Genomic DNA, 24,658 nt, shown 5'->3' on the forward strand with positions numbered 1-24,658 from the left:
TTAATTATTTTGAAGGTAATATTTGAGCTTTAACTTCACCAAAACCAACTCTAATATCGTCTTTTTTACAATAACCACGTATAATTACAGTATCATAATCTTCTATAAATTTACGTTCTTCACCGTTATTCAATTTTATTGGATTCTTACCTGCCCAAGATAACTCTAACATTGAACCATATGAATCTTTACTCTTTCCACTTATGGTTCCTGAAGCCAACAAATCCCCCACATTAACATTGCAACCATTACTTGTATGATGCGCTAATTGTTGCGACATATTCCAATACATATATTTAAAATTCGAGTTACTCACAACTGTTTCTTCTGAATTATTTGGAGAAATCGACACTTCTAAATTTATGTCGAAATTCTTTAAACCATTATATTCTAAATACGGTAAAACTTTTGGTGTTTGCTCTGGACCAGCAATTCTAAAAGGCTCCAAAGCTTCTAGTGTTACCACCCAAGGAGAAATAGATGAAGCAAAATTCTTTGCCAAAAAAGGCCCTAATGGAACGTACTCCCATTTTTGAATATCTCTAGCAGACCAATCGTTAAATAATACTTTTCCAAAAATATAATCTTCTGCTTTTTCTGTTGAAATTGAATCTCCAACTTCAGTTTGCTTACCAATTATAAAACCCATTTCCAATTCAAAATCCACTCTCGCCGAAGGCTCAAAAACCGGCAAAGTTTCATTCAGTTTTAAAACTTGTCCTTTTGGTCTGTGAATATTTTTACCACTAACCATAATAGATGAAGCTCTACCGTGATAACCAACAGGAATGTGTTTCCAGTTTGGTAACAAAGCATTTTCTGGATCTCTAAACATCACACCAACATTTGTAGCGTGTTCTATGCTCGAATAAAAATCAGTGTAATCACCAACTTTAACTGGCAAATGCATTTCAACATCTTTTTGAAGCACAAATGCTTCTTTTGAAGATTTCAACACTGAATTCTCATTACATAATTCATCTTGAATAATGGTTCTAACTTTTTTTGTAATCGATTTTCCTAATGAAATAAAATCATTTAAAAAGTCTGATTCAAAAATAGTTTTTGAAAAGCTTAATTGCTTAAACAAGCCTAAATCATAAACAACTGACAAATCTAAAACAGCATCTCCAATTGCAATTCCAACTTTCTTTTTTGAAGTTGGAGTTGAAAAAATTCCAAAAGGAATATTATATATCGTAAAATCTGAATTTTCGGATACTTTAAACCACGTTTTCATTGTATTTTTTTTATTTTTAAGATAGTAGATTTAAACCATCTTCAATTAATTTCTTGTATTTATTATCTTGTTTTAATTTTTCTAATTGTTTTAAAACTGCTTCTAAAAAACGACCTTCCGTTTTATAAGTTAGCTCATAGATTTCTAAAAACAGCAACCATTCTTTATTATAATTATTTAAAACTTCATTAAAAATTGTTTCAATTATAACCAAGCTTATTTGTTCAGATTCTCTCATTTTTCTTATTTCATTGTAATAAGAATGAAGCTTCAACTTATTTTTAGAATAGTTAATTTTATGTGTTTTTTCTGAAGGAACTTCGTAAATATTCTCAAAAGATTCACTTGATGCTGGTCCAGAAAATGCAGAAACAACATCTTTTCCAACTGCCATATCATAAATTCCCCATTCGGGCTTGAATAGAGTTTCATCTTGATAAGTAACCGTACAATTCTTAAAAGAAATCAACATTATTTTTCCTTGTAAATCTCTTATTCCAGTAATTATTTGTCCATTAACTTTAACTCCTCCTTCAAAAAGCAATTCAGTTTTTAAACCTTCATAAATTCCATAAGCCTCTAAATCTTTTGGAGACATATCTTCAATTGCTAAGTTTATTCCTTCCAACTTTCCAATAGGACTTCCAAATCCCTCTTTATGATATTCAACTCCGTGACCAATCAACTCTTTATCTCTTGAAGCTAAAGCCGTTTCACCTGTTGTTTGAATATAAATTGGTTTATTTTCATCACTAACAACATTCATAAAAACTCCTGAAATTTGTAGTCCAGTACTTAACTCTATAGTTCCTATATTTTTTGAAACTATTAATTTTTGAATTCCTTTTAAACCTCCTTTTCGTAGCGCTATTGTATTTGCAAACTTTTCCAAAACATAACTTAAATGAGCAAAATCTGGAGTCACAAATAACTGAGGCTGTGGCTTTGTTATATCAAAATTAATTTGTGCCGCTTTTATAGAATATGGTATCTTTTCAATTTCTTTTTGTAAACAAGTTTTACTTTCTCCTATAGAAGATAATAAACCAGCTCCGTATATTTTTGGGTTTTCTAGCTCTCCAATTAAGCCATATTCCACAGTCCACCAATGCAAATTTCTAATTTGGGCCATTTCAGATAATTCACCCATATTGTTTTGAAGAACATTTACAATCTCTGTGGCTTTATCAATTTCCTTTTCACAAGTATTTGGATCTTCTTTTATAATGGACAAATGCCTAACGGCTTCATACATTTCATAATCCTTTTCAGAAGAAATTGCCTTACTTCCAATTTCACCAAAACGCCTTAAATATTCAGCATATTCTGGATTTGCAATTATTGGTGCGTGACCAGCAGCTTCGTGAATAATATCTGGTGCAGGTGTATATTCTATATGCTCTAATGTTCTAATATCTGATGCAATTACCAATACGTTATATGCTTGAAATTCCATAAAGGCATTAGGAGGTATAAATCCGTCAACAGCAACTGCCGCCCAACCAATTTCTTTTAAAATTCTATTCATTCCTTCCATTTTAGGAATGCTATCTACTAAAATTCCCGTTTTTTCTAGGCCTTCTAAATAATAACTATGCGCCGTGTTTTTTAAATAATCAATATTTACTCGCATAACATATCGCCACACAGCTTGGTTTTGAGCTGTATATTCCTCATATGGTTGCTTCATTATAAACTTTAGTAAATGTTTTGGCAACCTTTGAGTTACAGTATTTAATTCTATTTTATGTTTAGAATTCACAAATTACGTTTTAAAGTGTTCCTCTGTTTTCTTGCTCTCTTTCTATTGCTTCAAACAATGCTTTAAAGTTTCCTTTTCCAAAGGATTGTGCGCCTTTTCTTTGAATAATTTCAAAAAACATTGTTGGTCTATCTACAACAGGTTTTGTAAACAATTGTAGCAAATAACCCTCATCATCTCGGTCTATTAAGATACCGTGTTTTTTTAAAACCTCAATATCCTCATCAATTTTTCCTACACGCTCTAACAAATCGTTATAATAATTCTCCGGAACATATAAAAACTCAACTCCTCTATCTCTCATTGCTGAAACTGAAGCTACAATATCATTTGTTGCAACAGCAATATGTTGAACTCCTGGACCATTATAAAAATCTATATATTCTTCAATCTGAGATTTCTTTTCTCCTTTAGCTGGTTCATTAATTGGGAATTTAATTCTTCCATTTCCGTTAGACATTACTTTACTCATTAAAGCCGTAAAATCAGTTGAAATATCTTTATCATCAAATGAAATTATTTGGGCAAATCCCATCACTTTTGCATAAAACTCACACCACTTATTCATTTCACCCCAATCAACATTACCAACTATATGATCAATAAATTTTAATCCTACTGGTTCTGGGTTGTAATGAGATTCCCATTTTTTATAATTTGGTAAAAACACACCTTTATAGTTTTTCCTCTCCACAAAAACGTGCACTGTATCACCATAAGTATGTATTCCTGAACGAACTACATATCCATTCTCTCCATCATCTTCACGTGTAGGTTCCATATAAGATTTCGCACCTCTTTTAACCGTTTCTTCCCAAGCTTTTTCAGCGTCTTCAACCCAAAGAGCCACTACTTTTACTCCATCTCCGTGCTTGTTAATATGCTCATTAATTTCACCACCTTTTTCTAGTGAAGTTGTTAGAACCAATCGAATTTTATCTTGCTTTAAAACATACGAAACTCGATCTTTCATTCCAGTTTCTAAACCTGCATAAGCTTCAGATTGAAAACCAAAAGCCGTTTTATAATAATTAGCCGACTGCTTTGCGTTTCCTACATACAACTCCACATAATCCGTACCTAATAAAGGTAGAAAATCTTCTGCATCATCGAATAATTTTTTTAAGGAATATTCGGTGTTTTGTAAATCTTTTAAATTTTTAATTTCTGCTGACATTATTAATTATTTTAGTTAGTTTTCCAAGATTTATAGTAATCTTCAACCTGTAGTTTTAATGCTTCTTCAGTAATAGACAATGATCTAAAAGGATCAATCATAACTGCTAATTCTTGTGTTTTCTTTTTCCCAACACTTCTTTCTATTGCTCCAGGATGTGGTCCGTGAGGAATTCCTCCAGGATGCAATGTTAACTGACCAATTTCTATATTATTTCTACTCATAAAATCGCCATCTACGTAATACAACAATTCATCCGAATCTATGTTTGAATGATGATAAGGAGCAGGAATTGATTTTGGGTGATAATCATACATCCTCGGCACAAAACTGCACACTACAAAACCTTTAGATTCCCAAGTTTGATGAACTGGTGGCGGTTGATGAATTCTGCCATTTATTGGTTCAAAATCGTGAATTGAAAATACAAACGGATAATGAAACCCATCCCAACCAACAACATCAAAAGGATGATTTCCATAGCTATACTCCCACATATTTCCATGCTTTTTAACCTTCACCTTAAAATCTCCTTTTTCATCAATTGTTTCAAGGTTTTCAGGCAACCTAAAATCGCGCTCACAAAACGGTGAATGCTCTAATAATTGTCCAAAATTGTTACGGTATCTTTTAGGTGTGAAAATTGGTTCAAAAGATTCTACATATAAAATTCTATTATCTTCAGAATCAAATTCTATTTGGTATATAATTCCCTTTGGAATAATTACATAATCTCCATATTTAAAAGAAATTGAACCATAACAAGTTTTTAATTTCCCTGAACCTTTATGAATAAATAACATTTCATCGGCATCGGCGTTTTTGTAGAAATAGGCTTTTGAAAAACCCATGGGAGCAGCTAAGCCTATATGTAAATCATTATTTACAAACAATGTTTTTCTACTCTCTAGAAAGTCTTCTTCTGGTTTAATTGAAAAGCCTTTGAAACTTAAAGCTTTCATATTTTTTTTAACCCCAATTTTTGGTGCAACTGAACCTAAATCTGTTACTTCATTTACAACTGTTGGCGGATAAATATGGTATAAAAGCGATGATATTCCTGAAAAACCTGCAGTACCAAAAAGCTCTTCTTGGTACAAGCCTCCTTCAGTTTTTACAAAGGTAGTATGACGCTTCTTAGGAATATTTCCTAAAGTGTGATAACGTGCCATTATGTGATTTTTTTAGTTTAGTATTTTCTATAAGCAATTAATTAAGTGAAATTAATTTCAACTTATTTAATGCTTTTATTAAAGCTATATTAGCCTCTCTAGTTCCAATTGTAATTCTAACTTTTCCATTTGCACCAAAATTATCTACTGGTCGCACAGCAATTCCCTCTCCAGCCAAAAACTGCACAAATTCATTTGACGGAATTGGTGGATTTATTAAATAAAAGTTAGCTTGTGTAGGGTAAAACTTAATTCCTAATTTGTTATATTCTACTTTTAAAAAGCTTTTTTCGGAATGAATAGTTTCTATTGTTTCCTTAATAAAGTTAGCATCCTTTAATGATGCAATTGCACCTTCAAGAGATAATTTTGTAATTAAAAACGGCTTACAAATTTGTCGTAAATAGGCTGCTACTTCTTCATTCATATAAGCATAACCAACTCTTAATGATGCCAATCCATACGTTTTAGAAAAACTATTAATTGCTATTAAATTAGGGTAATTAGAGATGTAAGGCAATGCTGTTGTATAATCATCTGTATTTGCAAAATGCCAATAAACTTCATCAAATACAACAACAACGTCCTGTGGCAATTCATTTAACAAATACTCTAATTCTTCTTTTGAAATATATGAACCTGTTGGATTGTTAGGACTTGTTAAAAAAATTATTCTTGTTTTTTCTGATACCGACTTTAAAATTCCTTCAACATTTAAGCTATAATCGTTTTCAAACAAAGGAACATCAACAACTGTTGCTCCAGACCAGCAAGAAAACATTTTGTAGGGCACAAAACAAGGTGTAGAAATAATAACTTCATCTTCTTCTCTTACAAAAGCTCTTATTATTAAATCTATTATTTCGGAACCGCTTGCTGCGCAAATAAATTGTTCTTTTAATAATTGCTGTTTATAATATACCTCTAATGCTTCACGTAAACGAATATCTGTTGTATCTGGGTACAAATGTAAATCACTTAAAGAGTTTTTAATTGCTTTTAAAGCAAAAGGCGACGTACCAATTGGATTTTCATTTGAAGAAAGTTTATACACTTTTTGTCCTTCTTTTTTTTGTGAAATCCCGCGCCCTCCTTTGTAACCATTTTTAACTGTTAAGTATGGTTTAAATAGAGTCTTTATTGATTTAGATGTAGTTTTCATTAGTTTAGTTTAGAAAAAAATAAGGTAGTTCTCTAAAACCAAATATAACACACTTACTATCTTTTTTATTTTTTTAATCCATTAAATATTGAATATTTAGATTTTTTAACTAATAAAATAGGGTTTAATAGATTTTTAATCCGTATAATCATAAACTTTATATATTTAACCAAACAAAAATCTCTATAAGATCTGAAATGGATAAAACTGAAATAAACATTTTAGAAAGTCGTTTAAATGAATAAAAAATTAACAGAAAAAGGTTTGTATTAAAGCAACGCTTAAACACAAACCTTTTTTTTTATGAATGCTTTTAACATTCATATTTTAATAATTTATTGATTGATATATTCCAATCTTCTTAACACTTGAGATTCGTCAAGAACTACTTTATTAATTTTATCTTTTTTAATGTTAAAAGCATACTTTTTAGCTCCATCTTTCATTAAAACAACTGAGTTTAAAATTAACAAAGCCTCTGCACCATCTTTAGACTCATAAAGTGCATTTGTCATAACTTCCGTAGGGTTTTGTTTCCCTATTAAACCTAAAAACTCAGCGGCTCTTACTTTATTAATTAATTCAGAATCTGATTTTGCTATTTCTTTTGCTGTTCCAACAAACTCGCTTGCTTGTTCACCAAAACTACTACAAGCAATTAAAGCCCAGTAACGTTTCCAAGGATCTTGAGATTTTAAATTTTCTGTAATTTTAGTTTTAGCAGCCTCAAAATTCAATAAGTTTAAATTTGCAACTTCTATATATCTTTGAATATCTTTTTTATGCTTTTGACCGAATTCAACAGGATATGAAAATGCATTTTTCTTTAAATAAAACTCTGGATAAAAAGATAAATCTGGCATTGATTTTACTCTATTATTCAAATTAACTCTTAACTGTTTTAAAATTGTTGCATTTTCAGGATTACCTGCTATATTATTAGTTTCATACGGATCCGCTTCAACATCATATAATTCTTCTGCTTGTTTAGTCTCAAAAAATTTAGATTGAGTTTTATTCAATTTACCTTCTTCATATAATTGTGCCCATTCTTGGTAAGCCAATTGTTTATAACGGTAATTATTCATTAAGCCATCAAAATTAAATGGTTGGTAGTTTCTAGTATATTTATACTTACCTTTTCTTACCGCACGAACCATATCGTATTTTTCATCAAAACGATCTGCATAACTAAATGTTTCATCACGTTTTGCAACATCTGCAGCAGTAACACCTTTTCCTAAAAATGGTTTTCCATCAATTCCTTTAGGTAAATTAACACCTGCAAGATTTAAAACAGTAGCTCCAAAATCAATAAAACTAACAAAACCATCTACTTTAGTACCTGGTGTAGCATCTACTAAATCTTTATATTTTGAAGGAATATGAACAACTAAAGGTACGTGAACACCCATTTCATTTATATATCCTTTACTACCAGGTAAAACTCCTCCGTGATCTCCATAATAGAAAATAAATGTACTATCGTACAAACCATCTTCTTTCAATTTTGCTACCACTTCACCAACTTCACCATCCATTTGTTGAATCTTATCTCGGTAATAAGCATTTGTATATTTAAATAACTCTGTTTGAGGATGATTTGGTTGCACAAAAACAGAGTTCACATCCGTTTTTGTTCCTTTTTTCATATCCTCTTTTGTAAAATGCAAACGACCTTCATGTGTTGTTTCAATATTAAACACATGGTAAAAAGGTTGCCCTGGTTTACGATCTCTCCAAGTTGCTTTTTTTGAAGACATATCCCAAACATTATCATCTTTAATAATATTATAATCTTCTTTAGCATTATTGGTTGTATGGTAACCTGCTTCTTTTAAATAAGCAGGAAACATTTCAACTCCAGTTGGTAGTGGAACTAATTCCAACTTTCTGTGATAATGACTTGCCAAACGAGGTCCGTAAGAAGCAGAAATCAATGTTGATCTTGCAGCACTACAAACAGCAGCGTTTGAAAACGCATGAGTGTAAGTTAATCCTGTTTCTGCCAAACTTTCAATATTTGGAGTTTCAATACCATGCTCATCAAACATTTTTAAATAATGTTTTGAGTTATCTTCTGAAACAATCCAAACAATATTAGGGCGTTCAATTGGTTTTACTTTTTGGCTACAAGCTGTAAAAACTTGAAGCGTAACTAAACAAAATAGTAATAATTTAAATTTCATTTTATTAATTTTATATATAAATTTTTATTTTGTGAATCCGTTTATGTCATATAGTTAATACGTCACCCTAAATTTATTTTAAGTTTTCAACTTATTGTTATTATTTACAATAATATGCGATTCTGAAACAAGTTCAGAATGACGGGTTTTATATTTTATGACTCTTTACGGTTATATAAATTTTTATCTAATCTACATGAGTATCAACGGCTCCTCCAATATTATTTTCTGTATACCCTTCTAAAGTAATTTTATATGCATGTGCATATTCTGAAGGAACAGATTTAGGAGCTTTAATTACTACACCTCTACTATCTCTTACCCACGAAATTTCTTCATTACTACCTAATAATTCAATTTTTACAATTTTTGAATTTAAAACACCAATATCAGTACTTAAAGTTTTTAAGATAGTTTCACCTTCAGGTTTATCCATTACAATTGCATAAAACACTTTATCTGATTTTTTTGTATAACGAATATCAGCGTTTTTATATACAATTTTAAGTTTTTCAATTTTATGTCCACCTTCTGGTAAACGAGTTGGTCCTTCACCAAAAACTGTCCAAGGTCTAGTTTTAAAAATAGCCTCACCATTTATGTTTAACCAAGCACCCATTTCTTTTAATAAATGAGCCATTTCATCAGGAATAGAACCATCTGGATTTGGTGGTACATTTAACAACATTGAACCGTTTTTAGCTACAATATCAATTAAAATATCAACCAATTCATTAGGTGTTTTAAATTTAGCACCTGGGCGGTAAAACCATTGTCCTGGAGAAGTGTCTGTTAACCAAACTTGATTTTTCGGTTGATTTGGACGTCCTCTTTCGTAATCTTTAATTGCTGTGTTTTCAGGAAAAGTAGATTCTTTATAACAAACAACTACATCTTTTCCCCATTCAATCCCTTTATTATAGTAGTAAGCCAAAAACTTTTCACGAGATTGTTCAGTCATGTTTTCTAACCACCAATCAAACCAAATCAAATCTGGTTGATAAACATCAATAAATTCTTTTAATTTAGCCCACCATTGATCGTAAAAATCAGCATCTGGTGTATCAGAATCTAAACTATGTGGATTTGTATATAAATCATAATCTTTTGGCTTAACACCTCCGTATTTATGAGCTGGAGCATAATATTTCCAAGTGAATGCGTGGTGAAAAGAACCCATAAATTTCATTCCTTTCGCTTCAATTTCTTTTTTTAAAGCTGCAGAAGGGTCAATCCCTCCATAATTCATAGAATTCCAACGTGTAGATTTTGCATCCCACATTGCAAAGTTATCATGGTGCATCGCTACAGGACCAGCAAATTTTGCGCCAGATTCTGCAAATAAATCGGCCCACTCTTTAGCGTTAAAACCAGTTGGTTTAAACTCTTCAATTATTTCAGTATATCCATGTCTTTTTGGATCTCCATATTTCTTTTTATGATGAATAAAATTAGAAGTTGGAGTTCCGTTTTTTGTTGGAACTTTTTTTCCGTCTTCATACATTTTCATACCATGCCAACCAGCATAATGTTTTTCTGGATCTGCACCTACAAAGGCATTTGAGACTGGCCCCCAGTGTGTATAAATACCAAATTTGGCATCTCTAAACCATTCTGGCTGCTCATTAACTTTACTTAATGATTCCCAATTTTCTTTAAATTTTTCTTGAGCTTTAGTGTTTGAAATACCTACTACACTAATAACTAATACCATTAAAACAAGTTTCCTTAGAAAACTAAACTGCATACTTTTAATTTTTGAATTATTATTTTTCATTTTATTTTTTATTCTAATAATCAAGCTTTTATAAGCTTATAAACATTCTTTTTTTTAGATTACTAAATAATGAAATTAAAATGTTTTTGAAGACCACTTTTGTCGAAAAACAAGTAACATATGGTTTTTATTTTATTTATTTGCCTTACCTCCGCTTGTAGACTTTATAAAATACTCTTTACGTTCATATTCAGTTTTGTAAATATTTTCTACATGTGTATCTGGTCGTAAAACAAAAGTCTACATTTTTTTAAATCTTTTCAATATTTTAATACTGGCAATTAATTAATCCCATTTAATGATTCAGGTTTTGGTTACTTAATTCCTGCATCACCTAAAATTATTGAAAAAACATCACACCATATTTAGTTAACTTATCTAAATATTAGAATGAAAATATCTTTACTCTGTTAAAACCTGCATCTCCCTAACCTCGATAGTTAAAAACTATAATTAATACATTTGTTTAGATTATGACACAACACTTTTACCTATTAAAAAGAATACTAGTGTAATTTTTAAAATTGTTTTTATTTTTTAGTTATGTACACATAAAAAGATGCCAAATCTTCTTTTTTATCATTTGTAAAGTAAGCTTGTAATTGCTGACGACCTTTTGAAAGGTAAGCGTTAAACTTCACTGATTTTTTTGTCATATCTACTACTTTCTCTTGTTTAATCCCTTCAATTTTTAAGGTTGCCTTTTTAAAATTAAGTTGAATTCCTGCAGGCCTAATATCTGTCCATTTTGTTTTAACTCCCTGCTGTGGAACAACTGCATTTAAAGCTAAATCTGATTCTTTTGGCCATCTTCTTAATTCTATTTCATATTCACCTCTTTGCTGAACATCAATCATCCAAAACCCTTGTGGTACGGCTGGCTTCTTATTGTAAAAAGGATCACGAATATAAGACTGATTCCAAGCTAAAGGGTCATCAGAATGTAAATCGTGGTTTGTAAGTGTTGTTTCTTTTATATGAGTTGCTCCAATTTTATACGCTTCAAAATGTCCAAAATCTTGCGAAACATAGTCCCACCAATTTTCATAAGCAGCTCTCATTTCATTTAATTTCTTAGGAAATTTCTTAGCTAAATCATCTTCTTGACCAACATCATTTTTAATATTGTACAATTCTTCCCCATCAACCAAGCGCCAATTATCATCCATTACTGCAGATTTATACCATTTAATTGGTTGTTGTTTTCTATTGCTATCCGTAAATGTATATCTGTGTGGCCAATCATTAACTTCTTGTGTTAACAAAGGTTTTAAACTTATACCATCAAGTGTTGGTCCATCAATTTTAGATAAAGAACATAAATCCATAAGCGTTGGTAAAATATCATAATTCATTGTAATGTTATTCACGTCAACTCCTCCTTTTATCCCTCCATTATTCCAACGAATAAAAAATGGCACACGATGTCCTCCATCATAAGAAGATGATTTATGACCTCGCATTCCAGCATTATAACCATAGCTTACTCCTTTTACAACTTTATGTCCTGTAGCTGTACCATTGTCTGTCATAAAAATTAAAATAGTATCATCTTGTATACCTAATTGCTTTAATTTTTTTTCTAACACTCCAATATTATCATCAATATTGGTAATCATTCCATAAAATGCCTTTTGACCTTCGGTAATTGATTTTTCGTTTTTATATAAATCGTAATATTTTTCGGGAACATTTAACGGTCCGTGTGGTGCATTTGTAGATATATAAACAAAAAATGGTTCGTCTTTTTTCTTCTCAATATAATTTATTGCTTCTTTAAAAAATACATCAGTACAATAACCATTAATTTTTTCAGGACTTCCATTTCTAGAATAAGTATCATCAAAATAATCATTCATCCAATAATCAGGAGTTTGCCCAATTCCACCACCTCCGTGACATACTGTTTCCTCAAAACCTCTATCTTGTGGTAAATATGGATAAGCATCACCTAAATGCCATTTTCCAAACATACCTGTTGCATACCCGTTTTCCTTAAAAACTTGAGGCATTGCTATAAACTTTTCTCTTAAAATACTACAACCTCCAATGGTATGCCAAACTCCAGCTCTGTTTCCGTAAGCTCCACTCATTAAACCAGAACGACTTGGCGCACAAGTTGGACCTGTATGATAATTTGTTAAACGAACACCTTCGTTATGCAAATTATCCATATTAGGAGTTTTTATTACTTTATTTCCGTTAGCCGCAATATCTCCATAACCTTGATCGTCCGTTAAAATAAAAATAACGTTTGGTTGTTTTACTTTCTGTTGTGCTTTTAGCTTAATACAAGTGAATGCAGCTAAAACAAAAACCACATAAATAAATCTATTTTTCATTATATTACCTTATTTCTTTTTGTTTTTATTTTTTTTGTCTTGCATAATTTTTTGAAGTCTTAATACTTCTTGATAATCACCTGTTAAGTATTGTTTTTTATCGGCAGCCTTGGCACTTCTATCAAAAAGAATACTATATTTTTTATAATCGTTATAATCTATAACTTCTCTTTCCATTTTTTTCAATTGCTTGTCGTATAACTTGCGCATTTTTTTTAACTGATTATTATATATTGAATTATGAGCATAATTATTCATTTCTAAACGATCATTACCAATATTATATAGTTCTTCAACTGGCTTCATTTTTTCATTAGCATATTGCCAATAAATATATTTCCAATCCTTTGATACAACAGACATTTCTTGAATTTCATCATTTCCCCACATGTTTGTTAACGTAACAGTTTTACGTTTAATCCCTTTTGGTTTATTAATTAATGGAATTAAATTTTCACCATCCATATTTTTTGGAATTTCAATACCCGCATAACTTAAAATTGTTGGAGCCATATCAATATTTGCTGTAACAACTTCTCTTCTTTGACCTCTTTTATTTTTAGGTGCACGCGGATCGTAGATAATTAAAGGAGATTTTGAAGCTTCTTCATAAGGCAATGCTTTACCTGCTAGATTATGTGCTCCACAACTGTAACCGTTATCACTTGTAAAGATGATAATTGTATTTTTATCAACTCCTTGTGCTTTTAAAGATTTACGAATCATTCCAATAGCATAATCTACACCATGAATTAACTGATTGTAACCTTTAATTGCTTTTTGATAACTCTCTTCAGAATCTCTCCAAAAATTATAACTATTGTATTGACGTCCAGATTTTGCTTGTGGAGATAAATGTTTTGCATTTTCTGCTCCATAATTAGCTGGTTTTTTATAGGTTTTATTCTTGTACACATAATCAAAATACTTATCTGGAGTAAAAGGTAAATGTGGTGCTTTAAAACTAATAGACATACAAAATGGTTTTCCTGAATTTTTTGCTTCTGAAATAAAATCATTTGCCCAAGCTCCATAAGCTCTTGAACTGTGCGGATACTCTTTTGCGTATTTTGCTATTGTTCGATTTTTATCAGTTTTATACAGGGTTTGTCCAGGACCTCCACCCCACATATCAAATTCCTCAGATGGAATAACTTTCATATTTTTATCATCCCAACCTTCTTGATTAGAAACTGGAAATCCAAATTTACCAGCAAAACCTGTAAAATACCCTGCTTTTTTTAATAATACTGGATACGCTTTTTGAAACTTTTCTTTACGTAAAGATCCGTGCATAAAATTACAACCCGTTTTATACTCATACATACCAGTCATAATAATTGCCCTACTTGCCATACAAATTGAAGTTGTGTTGTAATGGTTTTCAAACAAAATCCCTTCTGCTGCTAAATTATCCATATTTGGTGTTACAACCTGATCATTTCCATAACATCCAACTGAAATACTTGTTTGATCATCTGACAATAAAAAGATGATATTTGGGCGTGTGTCTTTTTGTGCGCAAGAAATAAACACATTTAACAACAGAGCAGCTGCTAGTAAACAATTTAATTTTTTCATAATTTATTTCAAAATATTATTTACCCAAAGTTAAAGTTTAACCGAGGCTTTGAAATAAACATATGATTTTGTTTATAGCATAAATGTTCTTTATTTATACCGCTCCCTATAAATAAGCACTATACAACTTGTATACTAAAACTCATAAACAAGCATAACACCCATTAATTCTGCTGTTATTTTAAATAAAACTGAAATATTTATTCAAATTCTACTTTAAATACTGTAGCGATATCATTCATTAAATTAGCATTTGGAGTGGTTAGTTCCAGTAATCCATCTTTAAAATTTCTTTTAATTTTTGTATTATTCCCTACTATGGATACATTCTTAATTTTCTGATTTGCATTCTCACTAAAAACATGTTGAATTTTAATTACACTATTTTCTTTAGGCATCCCTAAACAAAATACATATAATGCTTTTTTATCTTTTGAAGTTGTAAAACGGATATCACTTTCATTATATTTTACAGTAGCAGATTGACCTCCAAAATGACCTTCTTTAATTTCAGCTTCTCCATATCCATAAACATCATGTGTTCTTGTACCATAAATTGCTTCTGCATTGGCTTTAGTCCATTTTCCAATTTCAGCCAAAATAGCTCTTTGTTCATCTGGAATTACACCATCTGCTCTTGGTGAAACATTTAGTAACACAATACCTTTTTTACTCCAAACATCAATCATATTTTTAATTAATAACGGAGCGCTTTTATATTTTAAGCCATTAGTAAAACACCAACTTCCGTCACTAATTGTTATATCTGTTAACCAGTAATCTGGAGACATTTCTTTCATCCCTCCTTGTTCAATATCTAAAACTCCAACATTTCTTGGAAGATCTTTTTGCTTATAAGCAACTAAGTTTTCTTTATTATTTTTCACCCCAGAATTAAATTGATGAGCAACCATTTTTTGAAGATAACTTTCAGGAATTTGATCTAACCATGAATCAAACCAAATAATATCAGGCTGATAATTATCTACAACTTCTTCAACCTCATCCAACCAATATTGATTAAATTCATCTTCTTCCAAATTGCCGTAAAGGTATTTTAATTTAGGATCTGTAGATGATGTAGCGTATTTAGGATTGTATGGGTAATGACTTGCTGTACCTCCCCAATTTGCCGTATCTTTAGTATAACGCTGTAAAGTTCGCGCATGATGAAAAGTTGCAATTGTTTTTAAATCTCGCTTTTTTAATTCTTTATATAAATCTCCTAGAATATCTTTCTTAGGCCCCATATCCTTCACATTCCAAGGGTTTACCTTACTAGCCCACATTGCAAACCCATCATGATGCTGGGCTACTGGCCCTGCAAATTTAGCTCCTGCACTTTTAAACAATTCTGCCCATTCTTTTGCATCAAATTTTTCAGCTTTAAACATTGGAATAAAATCATGATAATTAAATACTGAAGGATCTCCAAAATGCTCTTTATGGTATTGAAAAGTTCCTTTTCCCCATTTATCTCTATTTTCTACATACATCCAACGTGGATACCATTCACTACTAAAAGCTGGCACACTATAAATACCCCAATGAAAATAGATTCCTAATTTGGCATCAGCAAACCAATCTGGTTCTTTATTATTTTTGGCTAAAGACTCCCAATTAGATTCAAATTTATCTACAACTATTTCGTCTACAACTTGTTTTTTCTCTTCTTTACAAGAAAACAACATTAAAACTCCTAATACAATTACAATCCCTTTGATTCTCATACTATTTTTTATTAGTTTTTATTATTATTTTAATATTACTCTATTAAAATCTTATTTTGAATATGGATTTAAATTAACTCTTAAAATTAAATCATCACTTGTTATAAATAAAAATTGACCATCATCACTAAAGGCACAATTACCTGTTTTTTTATTTGTTTTTATAGTCCCTAAATGGATTCCTTCAGATGATAAAATTAAAACCCCGTCAGGTCCAGCTACAAATAAATTTCCATCTTTATCAACCTTCATACCATCAGGACATTGTTTGCTTACGCTTGCTCTATGAAGTGCCGTTGCATCAAAAAATATTCTTTTATTATTTACTATTCCATCATTTACAATATCAAAAGCCCATACCTTTGGAAAATCAGAGTCAGAATCTGCAACATATAAAACTTTTTCATCCTTTGAAATAGCAATTCCGTTTGGTAATTTCACTTCTTTTGTTAATAATTTCACATTTCCTGTTTTATCTACAAAATACACACCGTTAAAACCAATATCGCTTTTTTTCCCTTTCCCTAAACCAAAAGTAGGATCAGTAAAATAAAGATTTCCTTTTGAATCAAAAACTAAATCATTTGGTGAATTAAACTTTTTACCCTTATAATCTTTAACTATTGGCTGAAAAGTGGCATTGCTGGAGTCAACCCTAGTTACAAGTCTACTTATTACCCTATCTGCAACCTGACAAAGAATTAAATTCCCTTGATTGTCTAACACTAATCCGTTTGAACCTTTTACTTTCTTTTCTAACGTATTTGGAATCATTCCTGAAGGCGATAAATAAACGCTTAAACCTGTAATATCATTCCATTGATATGCTTTATTTTCAGGAACATCAGAAAAAATTAATTTTTGACCTTTAGGTTGCCAAACAGGACCTTCAGACCAAGTAAATCCTTCAGCAATCAATTCTATTCTTGCATCTTTAGAAATAATATTATCCAATGCTGGATTTAGTCTTTTAATTTCCCCAAATGAAGGATATTTCTTTAGTGAATCTATAATTTTTTCGAACTTTAATTTCAAAAATTCTTCTTCCTTGGCATAATTTTCTAATGGATTTAATTCCAATTCATCTTCTTTGGTATTATAAAACCTACCATCTCCGTATAATTTATATTCTTTATTTAGAGCAAATTCAGAACGATAAAAATCCTTTTTACCTGCACCTGGCTTGGGATTATAACTCATATAAACCCAATCTCTTCTTTTTGATTCTTCGTTTTTTAAAACAGAAACAAAACTTTCACCATCTGTATGAAAATCTTTTGGAACTGATTTTCCTGCCAACTCTAAAATTGTAGGTAAAAAATCTATCGCGTCAATATATTCATCTGTTTCAATTCCTTCTTTCACAAAGTTTGGAAGATTAGCAATAAATGGAACCTTAATTCCTGCTTTAATAGTTAAACCTTTACCACCTTGCACAATTTTATCACCCATTTTGGAATAAATTTGTTGATGAGTTCCATTATCCGAATAGAATAAAATTATTGTATTTTCTCTTAATCCATTCTTGTCTAAATTTTTAACAATATCTCCAACAATCTTATCGGTATATTCAACCATATCCTTAAAATAAACTGGTTTGTCTAAAAACCGTTTTTCAGGATCTTTCCATTCTTTTGAATTTGGAGTTGGAGAAAAAGGATTGTGTGTTAAAACCATTGGGTAATAAACAAAAAATGGCTTTTCTCTTTTTTTATTTACAAAATCATTTAAGTAATTCACAAAAATATCTGGTCCGTATTTTCCTTTTGTATCGGTTAAAAATTTACCATTTTGATATATTGTAGGATCTGCAAAGCGAGAACCTTTATCTTCTGTATGCCCCGTGTGCCATAAACTATACTCTTCAAAACCTGCATTTTCAACCTTCATTCCCGTATCTCTTCTATTCTCCGAACCTGGATAATCCACGGGATCATAACTTTGTAATTGCCACTTTCCAACCATACAAGTTGTATAGCCTGCATCTTGCATTAAATGTCCAAAAGTTTTCTGATCTGGATGTAAAATACCAAAAGAAGTCCAATTTCTATAATTATACTTCCCCGTCATCAATTTCACTCTGGTGTTAGTGCATAGCGGTTGTGCATAGGCTTGATTAAAAAGAACACCAGTACTTGCTAGTTTATCTATATTTGGAGTTTTATAAGAAGTCCCTCCATAGCAGCCAATTGATTCATACCCTAAATCATCAACCATTATTAGAATTATATTTGGAGGATTTTTATTTCCTTTACATGATATTCCTGTAAAAAAAACTAATAACATTATAAAAACTATAGCAATATTTAAATTGGGAAAACTCTTAGATTCAATCATTTTTAAGTTATTAAAAAATTAGTAGTTATTATTTAAAATCAGAATTTACCATTCCGTAAAACTTCAATCCTTATTCCTCTATATTAGATTAGACTAGCTATTTTCACTTCTTCAGCTACCTTCCCCCTTCAATTTTGACCCCTAATCCAGGTTATCAAACAATTTAATATATCCACCTTTAACATTAAAAACTTCTGGGTTGAACCATAATTAAAAAAATATATCCCAATTTTATAATGAATCCTTATACTATTTCTTGAATAAAGCTATTTAACACATTATTAAATTATTCTAACATTTTTAGTGCATTACCAATTATTTAAAGAACCATCATCTCTTGATAACCTTGGTATTTCAACAGGCTTGAATTCTTGATTTTTTATATATTCTTCATCTAAATCAACCCCTAAACCTGGCGTATCTAAAACAGGATATCTAGCACCTTCAAGTTTTGGCTGTATAGGATAATATTTTAAATCATTTGTAGAGGTATGTGCTCCTGAATTAACTTCTTCTAACCAACTAAAATTAGGACATGCAGCTGCCACATGAATAGTAGCAGCGGTACAAATTGGTCCTAATGGATTATGAGGCATTAAATCAATATAATGCGCCTCAGCTAAAGAAGCCACTTTCATTGATTCGGTTATTCCACCAACGTTACAAACATCTATTCTTGCATATTGGGTAATATTTCTTTCTAAAAATGGTAAAAACTGCCATTTACTTGAAAATTCTTCTCCAATGGCAAATGGAATATCTATCATTTTCCTTAATGCTTCATAAGCTTCTGGATTTTCATCTCTAATTGGCTCTTCAATAAAATCGATTGTTCCACGAGGCATTCTTTTCATAAAAGAATATGTTTCAGGTATTGTTAATCGTGTATGATAATCAATTCCTATTGTAACACTTGAACCAACTTTTTTACGCAATTTAGTTAACCAATCTGCTATTATACTTATTGACTCACGAGGTTCAAATCTATGATCTTTCTTAAGCTCTTTTTCAAATTCAGCTGGTGCTAAACGCAACATGTCCCATCCATTTTTTACAAAATAAAGAGAGCGCTCTATTAATTCCTCATACGTTGCAAATCTTACGGATGCAAAACAAGGAATATAATCACGTTGTTTCCCTCCTAATAATTCATAAACTGGCACATTAAGAGCTTTTCCTTTTATATCGTATAATGCAATATCAATAGCAGATATAGCAGCTGTAAGCACTCTTCCTCCTTCAAAATACTGACCTCTATATAAATCTTGCCAAATTGCCCCAATTTGCATTGGGTTTTTGCCTATTAACAACGGTCTATAATGTTCAATTGCACCAACTACAGCTAATTCTCTCCCAGATAATCCTGAAGCTCCCCAACCATAAATCCCAGCATCGGTTTCAATTTTCACAACTAACTGACTTCCAGAACCAACATTTATTGGATAGGTAATTATATTTGTTATTTTCATATTTATGAGTGTGATTTAATATTAATCTTTAGGAACTATTCTTTCAACTTTTCCAACAATAAAGGTATAACTAAAGAATCCTAAAAAAGCAATTGCACCTATAAAAAACAATGCCGGTCTAAAATCTCCATCTTGAACTAAATAACCAATTACGGTTGGTATTACTATTCCTGACAAACCTCCAATAAAATTAAAAGTTCCTCCTACCAAACCTAAATGTTTTTTAGGAGCTAATAACGAGACAAAAACCCAAGCTATACTAGCCAAACCTGTTCCGAAAAAAGCCAAAGCTAAAAATAGAATTACGTAAAAAGTATCATCTGTATAGTTTGCTCCAATTATACAAGTAGACAATAGCATTCCTATAATAATTGGTGTTTTTCTTGAAATTTCTGCTGAATACCCTTTCTTGATTAAAAAATCTGATGTAAACCCAGAAAGTAATACTCCAAAAAACGCAGCTAAAAACGGAATTGAGGCTAAAAATCCAGATTGTAAAAAATCCAATCCTCTATATTCAACTAAATAAGTTGGAAACCATGTTAAGAAAAATATTGTTGTTGCTCCTAAGCAAAACTGACCTATATAAATCCCCCACAGTTTTCTATATTGAAATGCATATTTTAAATCGCCCCAATTAAATTTAATTTTGGTTTTCTCCTTATTTTCAGAACCTATAAGTCCACCTCCTTTTTCAATATGCTCTAGCTCCGCTTCATTTATTTTTTTATGATCTCTTGGGTCTCTATAAAAAATATACCAAATTCCTGCCCAAACTAAACCAATAATCCCAGACACTATAAAAAGACCTCTCCACCCCATTGAATCTTGAATTGCAACAAGAACTGGAGTTAAAAATGCAAGTCCTAAAAACTGTCCTGAAGTATAAACGGCAATTGCAGATGCTCTTTCGTTTTCTGGAAACCAACGACTCACAACTAAATTATTAATTGGATATGAAGGTGCTTCAAAAATTCCAATACTAGCTCTTAAGCCAAGTAAAACAATAAATGAATTTACAATACCCTGCAATAGGGTTGCAATAGACCAAAAGGTTAAAATAAATGTATATAAAACACGTGATTTAATTTTATCAGCAATAATTCCTCCTGGAATCTGAAGAAGTGCATAGGTCCAACCAAACGCTGAAAAGACATATCCCATTTGAATGGTATCTAATCCTAAATCTTCTCTTAAGGCTGGAGCAGCTACCGAAATATTACTTCTATCTAGATAATTTATAACAACAGTAATAAAAATCATTGTAAGGATTTCGAACCTTTTTTTTGTCATTGGTTTTTTACTCATATTTTATTTCTGTTTTTCTATTATTACTGATGATTAGGTAAATATCACAAATATTTTATAATTACAAAGACTTAACTGTATATAAAAATCATTTTCATTAGTTTGATAAAGGCTTGTATTTGTTTAATATAATACGATTCCTTTACCTAATAATAACATTTCCTTCAAGAGTAGAAGGTTTTTGTTCTTTCTGATTAATTATTACTCTAATAGTTGCTAGTTCTCCAATCTCCGCAAACTTTTTAGAACTCATTTCTATAATTGTTTTTTCAAAAGGTTTTAAAGCTGGAGCATTTCCTGTAGCCAATTCAATCCATTTTCCATCTTTTTTGAAATAAATTTTCACTGGTGTTTCTATTGATGTAACCTGACCGAAATTTTCAATTTCTAAACTAACCTTTAAATGATTACCATTTAATTCCAGCACAGGATATTTACTTGACAATGCTTGCTGGTTATAATCCAACCAAGGTAAACGTGCGTAACCAAACAACATTTTTCCTTTTCTTGTTTTCCCTAATAATTTCCCTGCAAAATTTTCTTCAGTAATTCCATTTCCTAATCCTTCAAAAGTTAAAACTAAATCATTGTCAACTTTTTCCTTTTCAATTACTTTACTTCCTCCACCAAAATTCACAACTTCAGAAGCTCCAAATCTCAAAGATTTAATATTTAAATCTTTTTGAGGATTAAATCCTTCTTCTGCCTGAATTTTTAAACGAATAGTTTTAGTATTAGCATCAATTTTAGTTGTATTCAAAATTGTAATTAATTTACCAACCGTTAAAGGAATTCCAATATTTTTTGAGCTATGATTATCACTTCCTTTGTCTTGTCTTTTAATTGTGTCAGCAACGGCAAAATTAGCTTGAATTGCACGTCCGTGTATATCTTGAAATACTTTCATTCGTTCAAACTTATACCAATCTTCCAACGTTTTATCTTCATACTTTGCTATTCCTGGTAAATAAGCTTCACCGGCATCTAATTTCCAATGAATACCATCTTTAGAGCGCTGATAATAGGCTATTCTCCCCATCCAATCATTAACAATCATATGGTATTGAATATTAGTTCTCCAAATAACAGGATCTTCATAACGACCTTCATACGGCGGGTAATTACTTTTATCTGTTACCATATAAAAAGGAGGCAATCCGGTTTCACTAAATAAAACCTCACCTCCACGACTTACCATTAAATAAGAACCATCTTCACGTTGAGCAAACGTATTATTTGTAAAATGATCTAAGATTGGTTTTTCACGTTGATCGTATTCAAACTTTAAAAACCCCCATGGTCCATTTAAACTTTCTGACAAATAATAACCTCCATTTACAGAAATTACAAATCGCCCATCTTTAATCTTATAAATCTCTGGATTATGACCTTTACCAATGGTTTCAACATATTTAAAAGGACCAAATAAATTATCTGAAACTACATGTGTAACTTCTGATCGTGGCCACTCCATATGCCCTTTTTCTGAATCTTCTCTCCAACGACAAACAAATTGATGGTATTTACCATCTTCACCTTGTATTTTATTTCCTCCCCAATAAGACCAATCTTTATCTTCAATTCCGTTATCCATATAACGAGGAATTACTTCTTTTGCTCCCCAAGTATTAGAAGATTTTTTACCGATTTTTGGAATGGGTAAAAACCGATCAATAAACCTACTTCCTTCAACTAAACCATCCCATTCTTTAGGTCTTGATCTTTCTACATCTTGAGCTACTAAATTGTTAACAGTAATTATTAATAAAACTAAAATTGATAAAAATTTTGTATTCATTTTAAATTCTTTAATCATAACCTAATCGTTCCAATGTTCATTAATTATCTTTTGAATATGTGGATATTCTTTATCCGTTTCATTCAATTCTATACGTTGTCTTTTTAGTTCTACTTTTAACTCTTCAATAATTTCTTTAAAAGCAGGATCGTTATATCTATTATGTAATTCTTTTGGATCATTTTTTAAATCGTAAAATTCCCAAGCTACAGGAGTTTGAACATTGTGTCCTAATTTAGATTTTATCCAATATTGGTTTGTAAAATCTTTAGCAGTTAAATAATGTGATCCATAGTAAAATATTAGTTTATAATCTTTTGTTCTCAATCCAAAATGCGCAGGAACTGCATGGTGAATCATATGCATCCAATAACGGTAATACGTTCCTGTTCTCCAATCTTTCTCGCTTTTACCTTTTAATGTATTTATAAAACTTTTCCCTTGCATATACTTTGGAGTTTTACCTCCTGCAAGTTCAATCATTGCAGGCGCATAATCTGTATTGTTAATTAACAAATCTGTTGTTTGTCCTTTTTTAATCATATTAGGATAGTGCACAATAAATGGCATTCTCATTGCTTCGTCATAAATCCAACGTTTATCAATTAAATCGTGTGCACCTAGCATCATACCTTGATCTCCAGTATAAATAATAACTGTGTTATCCCACAATCCTTCTTTTTTCAAATAATCAAATAAACGACCTAAATTATCGTCAACACCTTTAACACATCGTAAATAATCTTTCAAATACTTTTGATAAGCTAAATGAGTACCCAATTTTGGTTCAATATCTTCACCAAAAAATCGCGCAGTATAATCTGATGCACTCACACTATTCTCATGTCTCGGCGAAACTGAAGTTCCTATAAAATGAACCAAACTATCGTTTTTACCTCTTGTTCCTTCTGAACCCCAAAAAGGTTGATTGTACATACTTGCTGGTTCAGGAATTTCAGTGTTTTTTAAATAATCTTCATAACGTGGTGCATATTGAAACATATCATGCGGCGCTTTGTAATGATGCATTAAAAAGAAAGGTTTAGACTTATCTACGTTTTCTAAATAATTAATAGCCAAATCCGTAATAACATCAGATGAATGTCCTTTAGATTTTACTATATTTTTTGGCCAGGTTCCTTTCCCTTTTTCTCTAAAAGTAGGGTTAAAATACTTTCCTTGACTTGGAAGCACCTTATAATAGTCAAATTTAACTGGCTCATTTTTTAAATGCCATTTTCCAATCATAGCAGTTGTATAGCCCAATTTCTTCATTTCAATTGGTAAATACTGCTTTTCAGTATCCAAATCCATATCTAAATCTAGCACACCATTAGTTTGTGAATATTGCCCACTAATAATACTCGCTCTACTTGGTGTACAAATTGAATTGTTACAAAAAGCATTTTTAAATAAAATTCCTTCCGAAGCTAACTTATCAATATTTGGAGTTGGGTTTAATTTTGCCAAATCACTACCATAAGCTCCAATTGACTGGGCTGCGTGGTCATCGGACATTATGTAAATAATATTTGGTTTTTTGTTTTGAGCAAATAAAACACTTGCCATAAGAAAAACACTTACTTGAATGTACTTTTTTATTGTTTTCATTTT

General features: G+C 30.9%; 15 protein-coding genes. All 15 read right to left on the bottom strand.

The window, feature by feature from the left end; all coding sequences use genetic code 11:
• Nucleotides 1-4: 4 nt before the first annotated feature.
• A complete protein-coding gene (fahA, locus tag DAD81_RS10645; RefSeq protein ID WP_111708243.1) occupies nucleotides 5-1,240 on the bottom strand; it encodes a fumarylacetoacetase in 1,236 nt (411 codons plus the stop codon).
• 16 nt (nucleotides 1,241-1,256) lie between these two features.
• Nucleotides 1,257-2,930 carry an aromatic amino acid hydroxylase gene (locus DAD81_RS10650; RefSeq protein ID WP_245949231.1) on the bottom strand — a complete coding sequence of 558 codons (1,674 nt, stop codon included), beginning with the start codon at nucleotides 2,928-2,930 and terminating at the stop codon, nucleotides 1,257-1,259.
• 82 nt (nucleotides 2,931-3,012) lie between these two features.
• Nucleotides 3,013-4,179, bottom strand: a complete 1,167-nt coding sequence (gene hppD, locus DAD81_RS10655) for a 4-hydroxyphenylpyruvate dioxygenase (protein ID WP_111708245.1) — start codon at nucleotides 4,177-4,179, stop codon at nucleotides 3,013-3,015.
• A gap of 11 nt (nucleotides 4,180-4,190) precedes the next feature.
• On the bottom strand, nucleotides 4,191-5,351 hold the full coding sequence (locus tag DAD81_RS10660; RefSeq protein WP_111708246.1) for a homogentisate 1,2-dioxygenase: 1,161 nt from the start codon (nucleotides 5,349-5,351) through the stop codon (nucleotides 4,191-4,193).
• Nucleotides 5,352-5,388: 37 nt separating this feature from the next.
• Entirely contained in the window at nucleotides 5,389-6,513 is a 1,125-nt protein-coding gene (gene hisC / locus DAD81_RS10665; RefSeq protein WP_111708247.1) for a histidinol-phosphate transaminase, read from the bottom strand.
• A 335-nt stretch (nucleotides 6,514-6,848) separates the two neighbouring features.
• The gene (locus DAD81_RS10670; RefSeq protein ID WP_111708248.1) at nucleotides 6,849-8,702 is read right to left on the bottom strand and encodes a sulfatase family protein; all 1,854 of its coding nucleotides are present in this window, start codon (nucleotides 8,700-8,702) and stop codon (nucleotides 6,849-6,851) included.
• Between the two features lie 187 nt (nucleotides 8,703-8,889).
• Complete coding sequence (locus DAD81_RS10675) at nucleotides 8,890-10,479, bottom strand: alpha-L-fucosidase (protein ID WP_245949220.1); 1,590 nt, start codon at nucleotides 10,477-10,479, stop codon at nucleotides 8,890-8,892.
• Nucleotides 10,480-11,009: 530 nt separating this feature from the next.
• Complete coding sequence (locus DAD81_RS10680; protein WP_111708249.1) at nucleotides 11,010-12,821, bottom strand: arylsulfatase; 1,812 nt, start codon at nucleotides 12,819-12,821, stop codon at nucleotides 11,010-11,012.
• A 9-nt stretch (nucleotides 12,822-12,830) separates the two neighbouring features.
• Nucleotides 12,831-14,402, bottom strand: a complete 1,572-nt coding sequence (locus DAD81_RS10685; RefSeq protein ID WP_111708250.1) for a sulfatase family protein — start codon at nucleotides 14,400-14,402, stop codon at nucleotides 12,831-12,833.
• A 200-nt stretch (nucleotides 14,403-14,602) separates the two neighbouring features.
• Complete coding sequence (locus tag DAD81_RS10690) at nucleotides 14,603-16,132, bottom strand: alpha-L-fucosidase (RefSeq protein WP_111708251.1); 1,530 nt, start codon at nucleotides 16,130-16,132, stop codon at nucleotides 14,603-14,605.
• Nucleotides 16,133-16,183: 51 nt separating this feature from the next.
• On the bottom strand, nucleotides 16,184-18,469 hold the full coding sequence (locus DAD81_RS10695; RefSeq protein WP_111708252.1) for a sulfatase-like hydrolase/transferase: 2,286 nt from the start codon (nucleotides 18,467-18,469) through the stop codon (nucleotides 16,184-16,186).
• A 308-nt stretch (nucleotides 18,470-18,777) separates the two neighbouring features.
• Complete coding sequence (locus DAD81_RS10700; protein WP_111708253.1) at nucleotides 18,778-19,938, bottom strand: mandelate racemase/muconate lactonizing enzyme family protein; 1,161 nt, start codon at nucleotides 19,936-19,938, stop codon at nucleotides 18,778-18,780.
• 21 nt (nucleotides 19,939-19,959) lie between these two features.
• Complete coding sequence (locus tag DAD81_RS10705) at nucleotides 19,960-21,246, bottom strand: MFS transporter (protein WP_218939696.1); 1,287 nt, start codon at nucleotides 21,244-21,246, stop codon at nucleotides 19,960-19,962.
• A gap of 142 nt (nucleotides 21,247-21,388) precedes the next feature.
• A complete protein-coding gene (locus DAD81_RS10710; protein ID WP_179950047.1) occupies nucleotides 21,389-23,044 on the bottom strand; it encodes a glycoside hydrolase family protein in 1,656 nt (551 codons plus the stop codon).
• Between the two features lie 21 nt (nucleotides 23,045-23,065).
• Complete coding sequence (locus DAD81_RS10715) at nucleotides 23,066-24,655, bottom strand: sulfatase family protein (RefSeq protein ID WP_111708254.1); 1,590 nt, start codon at nucleotides 24,653-24,655, stop codon at nucleotides 23,066-23,068.
• Nucleotides 24,656-24,658: the final 3 nt, after the last annotated feature.

Source organism: Lutibacter citreus (assembly GCF_003260195.1).
Taxonomy (GTDB): Bacteria; Bacteroidota; Bacteroidia; order Flavobacteriales; family Flavobacteriaceae; genus Lutibacter; species Lutibacter citreus.

Coding starts and splice junctions, on each gene's coding strand:
- DAD81_RS10660 (WP_111708246.1), bottom strand. CDS start 5,351: ATGGCACGTTATCACACTTTAGGAAATATTCCTAAGAAGCGTCATACT.
- DAD81_RS10680 (WP_111708249.1), bottom strand. CDS start 12,821: ATGAAAAATAGATTTATTTATGTGGTTTTTGTTTTAGCTGCATTCACT.
- DAD81_RS10690 (WP_111708251.1), bottom strand. CDS start 16,132: ATGAGAATCAAAGGGATTGTAATTGTATTAGGAGTTTTAATGTTGTTT.
- DAD81_RS10650 (WP_245949231.1), bottom strand. CDS start 2,930: ATGAAGCAACCATATGAGGAATATACAGCTCAAAACCAAGCTGTGTGG.
- DAD81_RS10685 (WP_111708250.1), bottom strand. CDS start 14,402: ATGAAAAAATTAAATTGTTTACTAGCAGCTGCTCTGTTGTTAAATGTG.
- hppD (WP_111708245.1), bottom strand. CDS start 4,179: ATGTCAGCAGAAATTAAAAATTTAAAAGATTTACAAAACACCGAATAT.
- DAD81_RS10670 (WP_111708248.1), bottom strand. CDS start 8,702: ATGAAATTTAAATTATTACTATTTTGTTTAGTTACGCTTCAAGTTTTT.
- DAD81_RS10700 (WP_111708253.1), bottom strand. CDS start 19,938: ATGAAAATAACAAATATAATTACCTATCCAATAAATGTTGGTTCTGGA.
- DAD81_RS10675 (WP_245949220.1), bottom strand. CDS start 10,479: ATGAAAAATAATAATTCAAAAATTAAAAGTATGCAGTTTAGTTTTCTA.
- DAD81_RS10715 (WP_111708254.1), bottom strand. CDS start 24,655: ATGAAAACAATAAAAAAGTACATTCAAGTAAGTGTTTTTCTTATGGCA.
- DAD81_RS10695 (WP_111708252.1), bottom strand. CDS start 18,469: ATGATTGAATCTAAGAGTTTTCCCAATTTAAATATTGCTATAGTTTTT.
- DAD81_RS10710 (WP_179950047.1), bottom strand. CDS start 23,044: ATGAATACAAAATTTTTATCAATTTTAGTTTTATTAATAATTACTGTT.
- DAD81_RS10705 (WP_218939696.1), bottom strand. CDS start 21,246: ATGAGTAAAAAACCAATGACAAAAAAAAGGTTCGAAATCCTTACAATG.
- fahA (WP_111708243.1), bottom strand. CDS start 1,240: ATGAAAACGTGGTTTAAAGTATCCGAAAATTCAGATTTTACGATATAT.
- hisC (WP_111708247.1), bottom strand. CDS start 6,513: ATGAAAACTACATCTAAATCAATAAAGACTCTATTTAAACCATACTTA.